Annotated in this window: 15 protein-coding genes; 12 read left to right on the forward strand and 3 right to left on the reverse strand. The window is 56.8% G+C overall.

Translation table 11 applies throughout. The annotated features are described in order from the left end of the window. Positions 1-129: 129 nt before the first annotated feature. The gene (locus B7364_RS00505) at positions 130-1,809 is read left to right on the forward strand and encodes an acyl-CoA dehydrogenase family protein (RefSeq protein ID WP_085337982.1); all 1,680 of its coding nucleotides are present in this window, start codon (positions 130-132) and stop codon (positions 1,807-1,809) included. A gap of 195 nt (positions 1,810-2,004) precedes the next feature. Here B7364_RS00505 and B7364_RS00510 read toward each other — a convergent pair whose 3' ends face one another. Next, positions 2,005-2,568 (reverse strand): GcrA family cell cycle regulator, encoded by a 564-nt coding sequence (locus B7364_RS00510; protein ID WP_085337983.1) that lies wholly within the window; start codon positions 2,566-2,568, stop codon positions 2,005-2,007. 244 nt (positions 2,569-2,812) lie between these two features. Here B7364_RS00510 and B7364_RS00515 point away from each other — a divergent pair, with 244 nt between their 5' ends. The 6 genes from B7364_RS00515 to B7364_RS00540 all read left to right on the forward strand — a co-directional run bounded on the left by B7364_RS00515 (position 2,813) and on the right by B7364_RS00540 (position 9,129). Continuing rightward, entirely contained in the window at positions 2,813-3,442 is a 630-nt protein-coding gene (locus B7364_RS00515) for a histidine phosphotransferase family protein (RefSeq protein ID WP_157893386.1), read from the forward strand. Between the two features lie 109 nt (positions 3,443-3,551). After that, on the forward strand, positions 3,552-6,290 hold the full coding sequence (locus tag B7364_RS00520) for a hybrid sensor histidine kinase/response regulator (protein ID WP_085337985.1): 2,739 nt from the start codon (positions 3,552-3,554) through the stop codon (positions 6,288-6,290). Then, entirely contained in the window at positions 6,287-6,769 is a 483-nt protein-coding gene (locus tag B7364_RS00525; protein ID WP_085337986.1) for a chemotaxis protein CheW, read from the forward strand. The genes B7364_RS00520 and B7364_RS00525 overlap by 4 nt, the downstream gene beginning before the upstream one ends. Before the next feature lie 16 nt (positions 6,770-6,785). Continuing rightward, entirely contained in the window at positions 6,786-7,160 is a 375-nt protein-coding gene (locus tag B7364_RS00530) for a response regulator (protein WP_085338012.1), read from the forward strand. After that, complete coding sequence (locus tag B7364_RS00535; protein WP_085337987.1) at positions 7,157-8,296, forward strand: protein-glutamate methylesterase/protein-glutamine glutaminase; 1,140 nt, start codon at positions 7,157-7,159, stop codon at positions 8,294-8,296. The genes B7364_RS00530 and B7364_RS00535 overlap by 4 nt, the downstream gene beginning before the upstream one ends. Beyond that, positions 8,293-9,129, forward strand: coding sequence for a CheR family methyltransferase (locus tag B7364_RS00540; protein WP_085337988.1), 837 nt, complete (start codon positions 8,293-8,295; stop codon positions 9,127-9,129). The genes B7364_RS00535 and B7364_RS00540 overlap by 4 nt, the downstream gene beginning before the upstream one ends. Here B7364_RS00540 and B7364_RS00545 read toward each other — a convergent pair whose 3' ends face one another. Beyond that, the gene (locus B7364_RS00545) at positions 9,130-10,935 is read right to left on the reverse strand and encodes an acyl-CoA dehydrogenase (protein ID WP_085337989.1); all 1,806 of its coding nucleotides are present in this window, start codon (positions 10,933-10,935) and stop codon (positions 9,130-9,132) included. It abuts the gene before it with no gap. Positions 10,936-11,123: 188 nt separating this feature from the next. On the opposite strand from B7364_RS00545, the gene B7364_RS00550 reads away from it, so the two are divergent. Genes B7364_RS00550 through B7364_RS00560 form a run of 3 tightly spaced genes read left to right on the forward strand, consistent with a single transcriptional unit; the run spans position 11,124 to position 12,974 of the window. Further along, positions 11,124-11,762 (forward strand): YceI family protein, encoded by a 639-nt coding sequence (locus tag B7364_RS00550; RefSeq protein ID WP_085337990.1) that lies wholly within the window; start codon positions 11,124-11,126, stop codon positions 11,760-11,762. 3 nt (positions 11,763-11,765) lie between these two features. Next, positions 11,766-12,350, forward strand: coding sequence for a cytochrome b (locus tag B7364_RS00555; RefSeq protein ID WP_085337991.1), 585 nt, complete (start codon positions 11,766-11,768; stop codon positions 12,348-12,350). A gap of 15 nt (positions 12,351-12,365) precedes the next feature. Beyond that, positions 12,366-12,974 (forward strand): YceI family protein, encoded by a 609-nt coding sequence (locus B7364_RS00560; protein WP_085337992.1) that lies wholly within the window; start codon positions 12,366-12,368, stop codon positions 12,972-12,974. Positions 12,975-13,036: 62 nt separating this feature from the next. Here the strand turns inward: B7364_RS00560 and B7364_RS00565 are convergent, their stop codons facing one another. Beyond that, positions 13,037-13,525, reverse strand: a complete 489-nt coding sequence (locus B7364_RS00565) for an SgcJ/EcaC family oxidoreductase (RefSeq protein ID WP_198533983.1) — start codon at positions 13,523-13,525, stop codon at positions 13,037-13,039. 165 nt (positions 13,526-13,690) lie between these two features. Between B7364_RS00565 and B7364_RS00570 the strand changes: the two genes are divergently transcribed. Beyond that, positions 13,691-14,632, forward strand: a complete 942-nt coding sequence (locus B7364_RS00570; RefSeq protein WP_085337993.1) for an L-threonylcarbamoyladenylate synthase — start codon at positions 13,691-13,693, stop codon at positions 14,630-14,632. Positions 14,633-14,716: 84 nt separating this feature from the next. After that, positions 14,717-15,922 (forward strand): pyridoxal phosphate-dependent aminotransferase, encoded by a 1,206-nt coding sequence (locus B7364_RS00575; RefSeq protein ID WP_085337994.1) that lies wholly within the window; start codon positions 14,717-14,719, stop codon positions 15,920-15,922. Positions 15,923-15,954 lie beyond the last annotated feature (32 nt).

A 15,954-nucleotide genomic window follows, 5' to 3' on the forward strand; every position in this document is an offset into this window, starting at 1 on the left:
TATCCCCAATTTGGGGATGTTAGCTCTCAAATTAGAAAAATACTGCGCAGATAGGGCTAAATTTAGCCTTTGCCTTCTGCCGCGTGTGCGCTATGTCATGCTGCAGATGCGAAATCAGAGAGTCTTACCATGAACGCTGCCATGCCAACGCTTGCTTTGGACCTATCCCCTCAGACCGTTCCTGCCCTTTTGGCGGAAAGTGCGGCAGCCCTTGCACCGATCAAAACGGCGGCTTTGGCTTTTGTGCGCAAGCGCGTGGCCCCAGCAGGCAAGATTGACCGCAAGCTAATCGACCAAGAGCAGCATATCGTACACGGGCTTGCGTGGATCGCGACCTATGTGGAGACCCTGCGCGAAGTCGCCAATTGGGCACTTAAACTGCAAGACGAAGGCCTGTTCGGCGAGACAGAATCTGCTCTCTCCTGCCTGTTGTTTGCCAGCTATCTGGGAGACCTTAAAGGCGGGATTTCCATGAATCAGGGCGAAACCATCCGCCCGGCTGAGCTGGGTCTTGAAGCCAGTGTGGAGGAGGCCCTGTCTGGTCCGGCTACGGCGGCCCTACTGGCAGCAGCCACCCAAGACCTCAAAACCCGGACGGCGGATCTTGTCGCCCAAGCCCAAGGTAAGGGCACGATTGAAGTCACCGGTCTGGATGAGACTTATGAAATGGTGCGCGACACGTTCCGCCGCTTTGGCCAGGAAAAGGTCGCCCCATTCGCGCATGGCTGGCACTTGCGCGATGAATTGATCCCCATGTCGGTCCTGACAGAGATGGCAGAGCTTGGGGTTTTTGGCCTAACCATTCCTGAGGCGTTTGGCGGCTCTGGCATGGGCAAGACGGCGATGTGCGTTGTCTCGGAAGAATTGTCGCGTGCCTATATTGGCGTGGGTTCACTGGGCACCCGCTCTGAAATCGCGGCAGAGCTTATTCTGACCGGCGGCACCGATGCACAAAAGAATTATTGGCTGCCCCGAATTGCCTCGGCTGAGACCCTGCCAACCGCTGTCTTTACCGAACCGAACACTGGCTCAGACCTTGGAGCGCTGCGCACACGTGGCGAGAATAAAGGTAGCCATTGGGAGATTACGGGCAACAAAACCTGGATCACCCATGCAGCCCGGGCCGACATGATGACTTTGTTGGCGCGGACCAAGCCAGAAACCACCAATTTCTCGGGCCTCTCCATGTTTTTGGCCCCCAAACCGCGCGGCACCGATGAAAACCCCTTCCCTGCGGAGGGCATGACCGGGGGCGAAATTGAGGTCTTGGGCTATCGCGGTATGAAGGAATATGAGCTGGGCTTTGATGCGTTCAAAGTACCTGCTGAAAACCTGCTCGGTGGTGTCGAGGGCATGGGCTTCAAGCATTTGATGGCCACGTTTGAAAGTGCGCGCATCCAAACCGCCGCCCGCGCCATTGGCGTGGCACAAAATGCGCTTGATCTGGGCTTGGCCTATGCACTCGACCGGCAGCAATTTGGCGACGCAATCTTTGTGTTCCCGCGCGTGCACAACAAATTGGTACAAATGGCCGCCGAAATCTTGGGCGCACGCCAACTCACCTATTTTGCAGCCCGCCAAAAGGATGAAGACAAGCGCTGTGATCTGGAAGCAGGCATGGCCAAGCTGTTGGCCGCACGTGTGGCCTGGGCAGCGGCGGACAATGCGCTTCAAATCCACGGCGGCAACGGCTTTGCGCTGGAATATCCCGTCAGCCGGGTATTGGCCGATGCGCGTATCCTCAATATCTTTGAAGGTGCTGGCGAAATCCAAGCCCAAGTGATCGCCCGTCGTCTGCTTGAAGACTAAGATTTAGCGATGCCATCGACACACAAGAGCCGCGCCCTCACTTGAGGGCGCGGCTTTTTTTGGTTTCTTCGAGGAACCGAGCCTTCACCGCGACCGGACTCGCGGTTGCCAGCGCGTGCTTTGGGCGCATGGTGCTAAAAAAAAGTAGCGCCCTCTGGCGAGAGCGCTACACGCCTGTAGTCAAAGCTAGATGACCTAGAAATTGGCCAAGCGGGCAAGGCGGCGGACTTCTGACGCCGCGCGATCTTCTTTGCTGCCGCTTTGGCGACGGCTGAGCGCGGGTTGGAAGGCGATCGCCGCATGTTCGGTGCAATAAACGGCACCAGAGCTGCATTGCGCGCCACAGAAACCAAAGTCAGGATCGCCGGGGTCGCCGATGGGCCATTTGCACATATTGGCGCCCAATTGCAGAACGCCAATGAGGTCGCCACGCTTTTGCGGGGGTGGGACTGGCTTGGCGACTGGCTTGACGATTGGAGCGGGGGCTGCCGGGGCCAAAGCCTTTACGGCAGACTCGACCTTGGCTGCGACATGTGGCGGCACCACCAACACTGGACGCGGACGCGCGGTTGGCACAGGAATGCGCTTAATGGGACGCGATGGTGCCGCCCGACCGGCAAGGCCCAAGCGATGCACTTTACCAATGACGGCATTGCGCGTCACACCGCCCAATTGCTTTGCAATTTGACTGGCCGACAGCCCATCTGTCCACAACTTCTTGAGTAGGGTGACGCGATCATCTGTCCAGCCGTTGGTCATGAATATCCCCATATCTTGTGCCCAGCCCTCAAGGCCGACTATCTGTGTGCCCACCCATAGTAGCTTCACGACTTTTTAACACAAGGGCTAGTGATAGGGTTTTCCACAAATATGGGCTCCCCTCTACATGTTGATAACACCAGATATTGTGGCTGCTGAACTGGGCCAAAAACACGAACTTGTGCCATCTAATGCGCTCTTCTGACCGCAAGTTACCGAATCGGGGCAGAGAGGGTCTATGCTTATGGATGCCTCCACTCTCGTTGCGCTAATTTCTTCACGTATTTGCCACGACCTTGTGTCGCCCATCTCGGCGCTCACAACGGCGCTAGACATTTTGGATGATGACCACGGTGCAGATATGCGCGAGCAAGCGATGGAGCTTATCCGCAACTCGGCCGGACAAGCGGCAGTGAAGCTAGAGTTTATGCGCGCCACTTTTGGCGCTGGTACAACCGGGCCTGGCACGGCGGATTTAGGTGAACTCAAAGAATTAGCTCGCCGCTTTATTGAAAGCCAAAAGCCCGCTTTGGTTTGGACACTGCCGGTACAGACAGCACCACGGGCGGCCGCAAGAATCCTGATGAATCTGATCCTTGTTGGCCTTGATTGCTTGCCCCGTGGCGGGCAATTGGAAGTCACGGGTGGGCAAGAAGACGACAAATTGACCATGAATGTCATTGCCACTGGCCCGCGCGCCAGCTTGAAGCCCGCCGTGCGTGCGGGCTTAGCCGGCGAGATGCCGGAAGGGGGTTTTGATGGGCGCTCTGTCCAGCCCTATCTCGCCTTTATCACCGCATCAGGCGCGCGTGCCGAACTGGCCGCCCGCGAAAGTGAAGAACGCGTTGAACTAATTGCTCGTATAGCGGCATAATACTGCACTTCTGCTCAAAATTTAGTCCTGTCTTAACCGTCCGCCGTCATTGTGTGCAGATGATTGACGTCAAGCGTCAAATTCAACGCGTCGGCAAAGGGCTAGTTTTATGGATGAACTACTTGGCGAATTCATAACCGAGACAAATGAATTCCTCGAAACCGTCGATACTCAGCTTGTTGTTTTTGAAGCCGATCCTACGGACGGTGATACACTTAACAGTATTTTCCGACTGGTTCATACGATTAAGGGAACGTGTGGCTTTTTAGGTTTGCCACGTCTGCAATTTGTTGCCCATGCGGGTGAAACCCTCTTAGGCAAATTCCGTGACGGAACTTTGGTGGCAACACCCGACCAAGTGCAATTGGTCTTGGAAAGCATCGACCGCATCAAAGAAATTTTGGCAGAGCTTGAAGCCACGGGCGTGGAGCCCGAGGGTGACGATAGCGCTTTGATTGGGGCTTTGGAATTGGCCGCAGAAGGCCATCCTGCCCCGAGCGCTGCTGCCCCAGTGGAAGCCGCCGCACCTGCCCCCGAGCCAGCGCCTGTTGCTGCTGCCCCCGCCCCAGAACCCGCCCCCGTTTCAGCTTCTGGTCTTCGCTGGGATCCAGACCTCGGCCGCGAACTCCGCCCCGGCGAAGTCTCTTTGGCCGAACTTGAAGCAGCATTCTTGGCTGCAACGCCAGACGATGACCTAGAGCCTGTTGCCGCCGCACCTGCCCCCGCCGCTGCAAATGCCGAAGTCACAGCGTCTGCCGCCCCCGCAGTGGAGCGCCGTGCCGCCCCAGAAATGCGCGCGATTAAGGACGAAGATGATGATGCAGCCGCCAAAGGTGGCACGGTCTCGTCCAACCAAACCATTCGCGTCAATGTGGAAGTGCTTGAAACCCTGATGACCATGGTTTCCGAGCTGGTGCTGACGCGCAACCAGCTCATGCAAATGGTGCGCAACGCCACCGATAGCGAGTTTAAGGGCCCGCTGCAGCGCTTATCTGCGGTGACGGCTGAGTTGCAAGACAGCGTGATGAAGACGCGCATGCAGCCGATTGGCTCAGCGTGGAAGAAGCTTCCCCGGATTGTGCGCGATGCGGCTCGCGATCTGAACAAGAAGATCGACCTCGTCATGGATGGGGAGGCGACCGAATTGGATCGCCAAGTCTTGGAGCTGATTAAAGACCCTCTGACCCATATGATCCGCAATTCGTGTGATCATGGTCTCGAAGCGCCGGCCTCACGCGTTGCGGCGGGGAAATCGGAGACGGGAACGATCCGCCTGAACGCCTATCATGAAGGCGGTCATATTGTGATCGAAGTTTCCGATGACGGCGCAGGTCTGTCGACATCGCGGATTCGCGATAAAGCTATCAAAAATGGCCTTGTTAGCGAAGAGCAAGCGTGGACCATGTCGGACGCGCAAATCCATCGCTTTATCTTTGCCCCTGGGTTTTCAACCGCAGCTGCGGTCACCAGCATTTCTGGCCGCGGGGTCGGCATGGATGTGGTGCGCACCAATATTGAACTGATTGGCGGGACGATTGATCTGCAATCCACCGAGGGTCGGGGCACCAAATTCTTCATCAAAATCCCGCTGACCTTGGCAATTGTATCGGCTCTGGTCGTGGGTTCGCGCCAGCAACGCTTTGCCATCCCGCAATTGTCGATTGTCGAATTGGTCGGTGCGGGCGGGGCTTCCGAGCACAAAGTCGAAATCCTCAATTCCGCGCGCGTTCTGCGCTTGCGAGACCGCTTGTTGCCGCTGGTTGATCTCTCTGAAGTCTTGGGCGTGCCGCCACGTGACCCGGTCATTGACGAGTCGCATTCAGCCTTTGTTGTGGTGATGCAGCACTCGGGTCAATTGTTTGGCGTGGTCGTCGATGAAGTGTTCGACACCGAAGAAATTGTGGTGAAGCCGCTCTCTAAAGCCTTGGCAGATGTGGGCACCTTCTCAGGCGCAACCATTCTAGGCGATGGCTCTGTAATCATGATTATTGACCCAGGTGCTGTGTATCGCCGCGTTGGACAGGCCGAAGAAGTCGTTGAAGAAGTTGTTGAAGCGGTTCAGAAAAAGCGCGGCCAGCGCCCTGAAACCACGTCCATGATCGTCTTCCAAGCCGGTGGTGAACAACCAAAGGCCGTGCCGCTCTCCTTGGTGACGCGCCTTGAGGAATTGGATGCGACCAGCTTCGAGCAAGGCGATGGCCGCACCTTGGTGCAGTATCGTGGCGAGTTGATGCCAATCGTGGCGGCCGACCCTTATGCCCCGATTGCCACCACCGGCATTCAGCCTGTTTTGGTCTTTACCTATAATGGCTTGGCAGCAGGTATGGCTGTCGACAAGATTGTCGACATTGTCGAAGAAGCCCTCGATATTGAAATGGCTGCCGACCGCCCTGGCCTCCTAGGCGTGGCCGTCATCAAGGGCAAAGCGACCGAAGTTCTCGACGTCAGCCACTATTTGAACCTTGCTTTGACCAATTGGGACGATCCAGGCGTCAATAAGCCTGCCAAACATATTGTTTTGGTGGAGCGTAATCCGTTCTTCCGCAACCTGTTGTCGCCGCTGTTGCGCTCGGCTGGTTATGAAGTGGAAGCCGTTGAGACAGTCTCTGCCGCTTTGGTCTGCGCTGAATATCGTAAGCCCGCCGCGGTGTTGACCGACATTGACGTCGATGTCGCCTCTGCCCGTCGCTTGTTGAGCGATGATCGCTTGGCTGGCACCAGCATTGTGGCCCTTTCGGGTTCGCCGGATGCAGACGCGACAGGCTTTGCCTCCCTCGTCCGCAAGTCAGACCGGGAGAGCCTGATTGCCGCTATCGAACACGCCGCCAAATTGGAGATTGCCGCATGACCGCCCTTGCTTCGCGCCAAGAAAGCGAATTGGCTTTAGCCAAGGCTGGAACCAAGGAGTTTGTGACCGTTCATGTCGCTGACCAATTGTTCGGCGTTGAGGTTACTGACATCCAAGATGTTTTTTCCCTCAAAGGCTTAACCCCAGTTCCTGGTGCCCGCCCGGAAATTGCGGGCGTGTTGAATTTGCGCGGGCGTATCGTAACCGCAATTGACGCACGCTGCCGTCTTGGCCTGCCCTCCCGGCCGCAAGGCTTTGCCGGAATGATGGCGGTGGGCGTTGAATATCAGGGCGAAGCTTACGGCATTCTTGTGGATTCCGTTGGCGAAGTCCTGCGTCTGTCAGACTCTGACTTTGAGCCCAATCCAGTCAATCTAAACCCGAATTGGAAAGATGTCAGCCAAGGCGTTTATCGATTGGATGGCCGCCTATTGATGACTTTGAATATCGACCAACTCCTCTGTGTCGCCACCGCCTGAAACAGGAAATGAGATCATGAAGACCTGCCTTGTTGTCGATGATAGCCGCGTAATCCGCAAAGTCGCGCGCCGTATTCTAGAAGACTTGTCGTTCCGCGTCGAAGAAGCGGGCGACGGATCAGAAGCTTTGTCCTTCTGCCGCAGTTCGATGCCTGACGCGATTTTGCTCGACTGGAATATGCCCGTCATGAACGGCATTGACTTCCTGCGTCATCTGCGTGCGGACCCAGGTGGTGACCGGCCAGTTGTGGTCTTTTGCACCACCGAAAATGACATTAGCGCCATCGCCCAAGCCATTGAGTCGGGCGCAAACGAGTACATTATGAAGCCGTTTGACAGCGAGATTGTGCAGTCCAAATTTGCTGAAGTCGGTTTGGTCGCGCCCGTATGAGCCTGTCCTCCGCCCACCCCCTAACTGGCCAAGCCCCCGCCCGCAAAATCCGGGTGCTGGTTGTTGACGATTCCGCGGTGATCCGCGGACTTGTGACCCGCTGGCTGTCGGGGGAGGCTGATATTGAGGTTGTTGGTGCCGCTGTTAATGGCAAGGATGGCGTTGATCACGCCGAGAAGCACAAGCCTGACCTGATCATTCTCGACATCGAAATGCCGGTGATGGACGGGGTTACGGCCCTGCCAGCCATCCGCAGAGTCGCGCCAAATGCCCGTGTGATTATGGCGTCTACCCTGACCCAGCGCGGCGCGGAAGTGACCATCAAAGCCTTGGCTGCAGGGGCATCTGACTATATTCCCAAACCCGATGCGAGCCAATTGGCAGGCGCGGCCGACTATAAGCGGGAGCTTTTGGCAAAGGTTCGCAGTCTGGGTGCGCGGGCGGTCTCCGCTGCCAACCCTAGCCCCGCCTATGGCGCTGCGGCAGCAAGTTCCTCTGCGGGACGCCCTCCCGCACCTGCCGGCCCCACGCTGCGCGCGGTGACACAAAAAGTTATCCCGGAAGCCATCTTTATCGGCTCATCCACAGGCGGCCCAGAAGCACTGCGGGAAGTGATTGAAGGTTTGGTCGGCAAAGTCCGCGTGCCGGTCTTCATTACCCAGCATATGCCGCCGATGTTCACCAAGATTCTGGCTGACCATTTGACCAAGCAGACCAAAGCGACGGTTGTGGAAGCAACGGATGGCCTGCAAGCCCAGCCCGGCGTCTTCTACATTGCACCCGGTGATCGCCACATGATCATCAGCCGTAACCTGACTGTCACCCGCATTAGCTTGAGCGACGCCCCGCCCGAAAACTTCTGCCGCCCGGCAGTCGATCCCATGTTCCGGTCGGCGGCAGAGACCTATGGCGAAAAAGCTTTGGCCGTTGTTCTAACTGGCATGGGTCAGGATGGCCTGCTTGGGGCCAAGCCTTTGGTCAGCAAAGGGGCGCAACTGATCGCCCAAGATGAAGAAACCAGCGTAGTCTGGGGTATGCCCGGTGCCATCGCCCGCGCAGGCCTTGCTACAGCCTGTAAGCCAATTCAACAGATTGCTCCGGCGATCTTGAACGTTATGCGTGGAGTAAGTGTATGAAGCCCGCCGATTTTGAGTTTGTTTCGACCATGGTGCGGGAACGTTCAGGCTTAGTCCTGTCAGCCGATAAGACCTATTTGGTTGAAAGCCGTCTGGCCCCAATTGCACGCAAAGACGGCTTTGCTTCGATCGATGATCTGATCAGCGCCATCCGCGTCCGTCGTGATGCGAAGCTTATTGATGCAGTGGTCGACGCCATGACCACGAACGAAACCTTCTTCTTCCGCGATAAGACTCCGTTTGACATTTTCGAGCAGTCGATCCTGCCAGAATTAGTCGCCCGCAAGCGGGGCGGCACGATCAAAGTGTGGTGTGCGGCGGCTTCTACCGGTCAAGAACCCTATTCCTTGGCGATGATCGCAGAAGCTATGGGCCCGAAACTGGGTGGCTGTAAGTTGGAGATCCTCGGCACCGACATTTCTGAGCGCTGCTTGGAGAAGGCCAAAGCCGGCATGTACACCCAGTTCGAAGTCCAACGCGGCCTGCCCGTGCAAATGCTTTTGAAGCATTTCAAGAAGGAAGGCGATGCGTGGAAGATCGATGACCGGCTGAAAACCAATATCCGCTACCGGACGATGAATTTGCTCGACGACTTCCGGGCCCTTGGCAAATTCGATGTGATTTTTTGCCGTAACGTATTGATTTACTTCGACATGCCAACCAAGAAAATGGTGCTCGAACGCATGGCCCAACAGGTCGAAGGCCCGGGCTATCTGCTGCTTGGCGCGGCAGAAACCGTTCTAGGTGTCACCGATAGCTTTAAGCCAGTGGCCGGCAGCCGCGGTCTCTATGTACAAGACCCCAGCAAGCTTGGGGCAAAGGCTGCAGCCTAATCAGCCGGCCAAAGCATCCATTTCGGGTTCAAACAAAACGTCCGATCCTGCGGTGACCGAAGCCAAGAGGCCCGGCACTTGCGCCAGCACGTTTTCGGCAAAAAAGCCTGCAAGCGAGATGCGCGCTGTCATATAGGCTGCATCGCCTGACTTGGCCTTAAGGTGGCCAAGAGCCGCCAGCGCGCCTTTTGCCAATGTCCAGCCACCGGTAACGTCGCCAGCAAGTTTCAAGAAGGGCGTTGCCCCGGCCAAAGCATCGCGCTTAGCATTGCCAGATTGGGCGCGGATCAGCCAATTGGCGGCATCAGAGAAAATATCGACGGCTTCGCTCAACCGCTTGCCAATCCATTTAACTTGCTCATTGCCGGCTTGCTCGCAAGCCAGGGCCGTCGCGCGCATTTCTTCGATCAAAGCGGCAATGGGTGCGCCGCCATCCATCGTCAGCTTACGGCTAACCAAATCAATGGCTTGGATGCCATTAGTGCCCTCATAAATCGCAGCAATCCGGGCATCACGGTAAAATTGGGCGGCACCGCCTTCTTCGACAAAGCCCATGCCGCCATGAATTTGCACACCCAAGGAAGCCACTTCCACCCCCATATCGGTGGACCAGCCTTTGGCGATGGGGGTCAATAATTCCTCACGAGCTTTGGCAAGTTTCCGCGCTTCGGGGGTTGGCCCCAGTTGGGAAACATCTGCGGCCAAAGCCGTCATGTGGCAGATAGAGCGGGCGGCAGAGACTTTCGCCTTCATCGTCATCAACATGCGGCGAACATCGGCATGGTGGAAGATCGGGCTGGGCCCCGCCTCGGTCCAACCCTCCGCACGACCTTGTTTGCGGTCCATCGCATACGCATAGGCCTTTTGGAACGCGGCATCGGCGATCGCGACGCCTTGTAAGCCCACATTGAGGCGCGCCGAATTCATCATGGTGAACATATAGCTCAAGCCCTTATTGGGCTCTCCGATGATCCACCCGATTGCCCCACCCTGATCCCCATAGGACATGGTGCAGGTAGGAGAGGCATGAATACCCATTTTGTGCTCAAGCCCGATACAGCGCACATCATTCTGGATACCGGGATTGCCGTCTGAATCGGGGATAAATTTCGGCACGAGGAAAAGCGAAATGCCCTTTACGCCCGCGGGCGCATCGGGCAGGCGCGCCAGAACCAGATGGACGATATTCTCGGCCATCTCATGCTCACCCCAAGTGATGTAAATCTTCTGGCCGAAAATCTTATACGTGCCATCCTCCTGCGGCACAGCGCGGCTGGTCAGCGCCCCAACATCAGAGCCTGCTTGCGGCTCGGTCAAATTCATCGTGCCAGACCATTGGCCAGTAACCAGCTTGGGCAGATAAAGCGCCTGCTGTTCGGCGGTGCCGTGGGCCGACAGCGCTTCGACCGCCCCCAAAGTCAGCATCGGGCAAAGCCCAAAACTCATATTCGCGGCATGCACCATTTCATGCACGGCCAAAGCCACGCCTTTGGGCAGGCCCATTCCACCAATCGCCGGATCAAACGGCACCGACAGCCAGGCACCTTCAACAAATTGCTGATAGGCTTCGGCAAAACCTTCTGGTGAAACCACCGTCCCATCGGCCTGAAGCTGGGTGCCCGCCCGATCCCCGGGCGCATTGAGTGGGGCCAAAACATCGCTGGCAAGCTTGCCCGCCTCTACCAAGATTTGCTCAACCAGATCCGAGCTCGCCTCTACAAACATGCCCTGTTCGCGCAAGGCCGAAAGCCCAGCAATCTCTTCCAGCGAAAAGCGGATGTCGCGAACGGGGGCAGTATAGGTCATGGAACGTTTTCCCAGAGGCGGTTGTTAGCTACTCAGTGACGAACTTCATCAATCCAAGCAACGGACTGTTTCAGATATTTTGGGTTTTGCCACTCGGCAAGACTGCCGATACGCACTATCTAACGCAGTGTCAGACGGTTTGCCATGATGCAAGCTGACCAAGACAATCAGCTAAAAGGACATTTGACATGCGTCGCACGTTTATTCTCGCACTCGCCGCCCCTGCCACTTTGCTCGCCTTCGCCGCCATGACGGCGACTGCTGCGACACCAGCCCCAGACGCAGCAAGAGCTGCCAATCTCGCGGCACAGCCTGCTGGCATTTATGAAGTTGAACCCACCCATACGTCGGTCCACTGGCGCCTCGATCACAGCGGCCTGTCGACCTATACGGCCCGCTTTGACAAGATTTCGGGTACCATTAACTTCAACCCACAAAACCCAACTGCATCGAGCGCTGACATTACGATTGATGCGACCTCGGTGAATACGGGTCTACCCAAGTTTGACGCGGAAATCGCCAAGCAAGTCTTCAAGGCCGAGACAAACCCCACCATCACCTTCAAATCCACCAAGCTGACCGCCACCTCTGCCACCACGGGCACGATGACCGGCGATTTGACTGTTGCTGGCGTAACCAAGCCAGTTACTTTGAACGTGAAATACAACACCGGCCGCAAGAGCCCCTTCCGCGGTGTTCAAAATGTGGGCTTCTCTGCGACTGGCTCTATTAAACGTTCCGAATGGGGCATGAACAACTGGATTAATTTTGGAATTGGTGATCAAGTAGATCTGATCATCGAAGCTGAGTTTCTGAAGAAGGACTAAATCATGGCGGGCGAGACTTGGTCAGGGGCTAAAGAAAGCCAATCCTACACAATTGTGGCCATCGTGTTGCACTGGGTGATCGCTGCGGCAATCCTGGTGCAAATCTTGGGTGGCTGGGCGATGGAAGACCTCAAAGGCCCTGAAAAGTTTGAGGCTTTCCAAGTACATAAGAGTGCAGGTCTGACCATTCTCTTGCTCTCGCTATTTCGTCTGTTTTGGCGGCTTGCCAATCCCCCACCCCCTCTGCCGGAAGGTATGAAGGGGTGGGAAGTCGCCGCCGCCAAGTTCACCCACATCGCCCTTTATGCCTTAATGATTGGCATTCCTTTGGGTGGGTGGGTGATTATCTCCACCTCACCTTACAATATCGCGACCCATTGGTGGGGCTTGTTTGAGTGGCCCCGCTTGCCTTTAGCGGATCTGCCTTTCCGCAAGGAACTGAACGAAATGGCCAAAGCGGGCCATAGTGTGGCTGCGTGGGGGGTGATTGTTCTGTTTGTCATCCATGTGGGTGCCGCACTCAAACATATGTTTATCAATGAAGATGATGTGATGGCCCGCATGCTCCCCTTTATGCGGCCGAAATAAGCAAGGAACAAACCCATGTTAAAGGTTCTCACGGTCGCCAGTGTGGCGCTCGCAGCCTTAAGTGTGCCCCTTAGTTTCGCCGACGCGCAACCAGCCAAGAAGGCACCCGCCAGCAAAGCAGCGGCAGCAGCCGGTTGGACGATTGATCCCCGCCAGAGCCGCATTGCCTTTTCCACCAAATGGGCCGGCAATGCCGTCAATGGTACCTTCCGTCAGTGGTCGGGCGACATTAAGTTTGATCCCACTAATTTGGCCGGCAGCCAAGCCGTAATCACGATCATGACGGGCAGCGCTTTGACCGGCGTGAAAGAGCCCGATGATAATCTGGCTACGGCGGATTGGTTTGACGCGCGCAAATTCCCCACCGCCCGCTATGTCACCCAATCGATCCGCTCTGTGGGGCCAGGCCGGTATGTTGCCGATGGCATCTTAACCGTCAAAGGTATGAATTACCGGGTTCCCTTACCCTTTACCGTCGCGATTTCAGGCAATGTCGCCACCATGTCTGGCCAGGTCAAACTAGACCGTATGGCGTTGAAACTGGGCCTTGAGTCTGATGCGAGTGCTGAATGGGTTGCGCGCGAAACAGTCGTCAATGTCGCTGTGCGCGCTACACGGAAATAGCCAAGAAAAAAGGCTGGAGCCCGAGAGCTCCAGCCTCACCTTGTTGACCCACCAAGCCAAACTTACTTGGTTGGCTCTGGCATCATTGACGAATGCAAGTGGTAGATTTTCCACGCACCGTTTTCAATCTTGTAAATGAAGGAATAGCGTGCCTTCACCACGGTCACGGCTTTGGTTTCTGGGTTCGTCAACGCCACATCCCAAGTGCCCAAACGGGTTGCAATGTTACAGCCAACTTGCACGGTGCTGGTCTGGATGGTGCCGACTGGGCTGTTCTTCAAGAAACCAACGAAATAATCGTTGATTGCTTCTGGCGTGGTGCGTGGGGTGTTGGAGACGGTTGCCAACAAGACAGCGTCCTTGGCGAACAAGGGGGTCACTTTGGCTGGGTCTTTGGTTGCCCAGGCCGCGTTGAATTGCGAGAACAGACCCTCAACTTGGGCTGGGGTCGCAGCAGCGCACTTCATTTTACCATCGCGGGCCTGCGCAGGCGCTGCAGCGGCCAACACGGCGACGGATGTTAAGGCGGCTAGGTAAGCGATACTTTTCATGATGACGACCTCCATTCAGTGCTGTCGGGCTGCATATGTCGGCGGCAGACAGGTGTCACAAGGTCGGTTTAATCAAATTGATGTGAGCGTTACCTTTTCGTGAACGATAAATTGGCGCTGCGTCGGCTTTTTGACTTTTGAGCTCAAGCTGTCACAGGACAGGCCATGGAACAGACGCCTTTGGAACCCGCAGCTTCAGCCGCCGCCGCCCTCGCGCGCGGTGATTTGGTGGGCCTACCAACCGAGACCGTCTATGGACTAGGCGCCGACGCTACCCAGCCTGAAGCCGTGGCCAAGATTTACGCTGCCAAGGGTCGCCCGCATTTCAATCCACTGATCTCCCATGTGGCAAGCCTTGAAGCGGCAGAAGCGCTGGGGGTTTTTTCCCCGCTTGCCCGAAAGATGGCGCATGCTTTTTGGCCCGGACCTTTGAGCCTTGTGGTGCCGAGACAGCGTGATTGTGCGGTGTGCGATCTGGCATGTGCGGGCCTTGATACCCTTGCCCTGCGGGTGCCATCGCATCCTTTGATGCAAGAGGTCCTGCGCGCCTTTGGTAAGCCTGTGGCTGCCCCTTCGGCCAATATTTCTGGCAGGCCCTCTCCCACAACTGCCGATCATGTGCGCGCGGAATTTGGCGATAAGCTGGCTTTGGTGCTGGATGGCGGGCCCAGTGCCGTGGGGCTTGAAAGCGCAGTCGTGGCGGTATCGGGAGATCAAGCAACTCTGTTGCGTCTGGGCGGTCTGACGCGGGAAGCGTTAGAAGCGGTTGTAGGCCCACTTCTGACCGCTGACGCTTCAGCCAAAGCGGCCCCCGCCTCCCCCGGCATGATCTTGCGTCACTATGCGCCACAGGCACCGGTTCGCTTGAATGCAACCAGCGCTCAACCGGGCGAGGTCATGATCGGCTTTGGTTCGGGCTATGAAGGGGCAGCCTTCAACCTGTCGCCTACCGGAGAACTTACCGAAGCGGCGGCGAACTTGTTTGCCATGCTGCGCGCCGCCGACGCCCTAAGCCCCGCAGCCATTGTGATCGCCCCCGTCCCCAAGACAGGCCTTGGCGAGGCGATTGCCGACCGGCTGGCCCGCGCTGCAGACCGCTCATGCTGAAAAGACGCATCGCTTGCCCTTGCACGCACGGGAGAGCGCCGTAAAAGAGGCCTGCCTTTCTGCCCATCCACAGGATGTTTCCCAATGACCCCGTTTAAGTCTGCCGCCCTTACCCGCATCAAGCCATCGCCCACTATGGCGGTGACCCAAAAGGAGCGCGAATTGAAAGCGGCAGGGCGCGATACGATTGGCCTAGGGGCTGGTGAGCCCGATTTTGATACGCCGGACAATATCAAGGAAGCTGCCATTGCCGCGATCCGCGCGGGCAAAACGAAATATACCAATGTTGACGGCATACCTGAGCTGAAGGCGGCCATTTGCGCCAAGTTCAAGCGGGAAAACAATCTGACCTACACGCCAGAGCAAGTCAGCGTTGCCCCAGGCGGCAAGCCGATCATCTATAACGCCTTCATGGCCACTTTGAACCCCGGCGATGAAGTCATTGTGCCTGCCCCTTATTGGGTGAGCTATCCTGACATTGTCCACCTGACGGGTGCGACGCCCGTGATCGTGGAAGCCACCGCCGAGGAAGGCTTCCGCCTGTCAGCGGAAAAGCTCGAAGCCGCCATCACGCCGTCAACCAAATGGTTGATCCTCAATTCGCCGTCCAACCCAACCGGTGCTGCCTATAGCGCAGCCCATTTGCGCGCTTTGGCAGACGTGTTGTTACGCCACCCCCATGTGATGATCCTGACCGACGATATGTATGAGCATTTGCTCTATGACGGGTTTGAATTTGCCACCATCGCCGCGGTTGAACCGGCGCTTTATGACCGCACTTTGACGATGAATGGGGTCTCCAAAGCCTATGCGATGACGGGCTGGCGCATTGGCTATGCGGCAGGACCTGTATGGCTGATCAAAGGCATGGCAGGGATCATGAGCCAATCGACTTCTAACCCCACCTCCATCAGCCAATATGCCGCTGTCGAAGCCCTCAATGGCCCGCAAGACTTTTTGCCAACCCGCAACAAAGTCTTTCAAGATCGCCGCGATCTGGTTGTCTCCATGCTAAACCAAGCCGCGGGCCTTTCTTGCCCTAAGCCTGAAGGTGCCTTTTATGTCTATCCATCTTGCGCTGGCCTGATTGGCAAGGCCACGGCGTCTGGTGCGGTGATTGGAAATGATGAGGATTTCGCGCGCGAACTTCTCGAAGCTGAAGGTGTAGCCGTCGTGCATGGCGCAGCCTTTGGCGGCAGCCCCGCTTTCCGTATCTCTTACGCTACCGCGACCGAGACCTTGGAAGAAGCCTGCCGCCGCATCCAACGCTTCTGCGCCAGCTTGACGTAGGAAAAATCTGGCGCTTACCCCGCAAGCCAAAG

The organism is Aquidulcibacter paucihalophilus (genome assembly GCF_002105465.1).
Classification (GTDB): Bacteria; Pseudomonadota; Alphaproteobacteria; order Caulobacterales; family Aquidulcibacteraceae; genus Aquidulcibacter; species Aquidulcibacter paucihalophilus.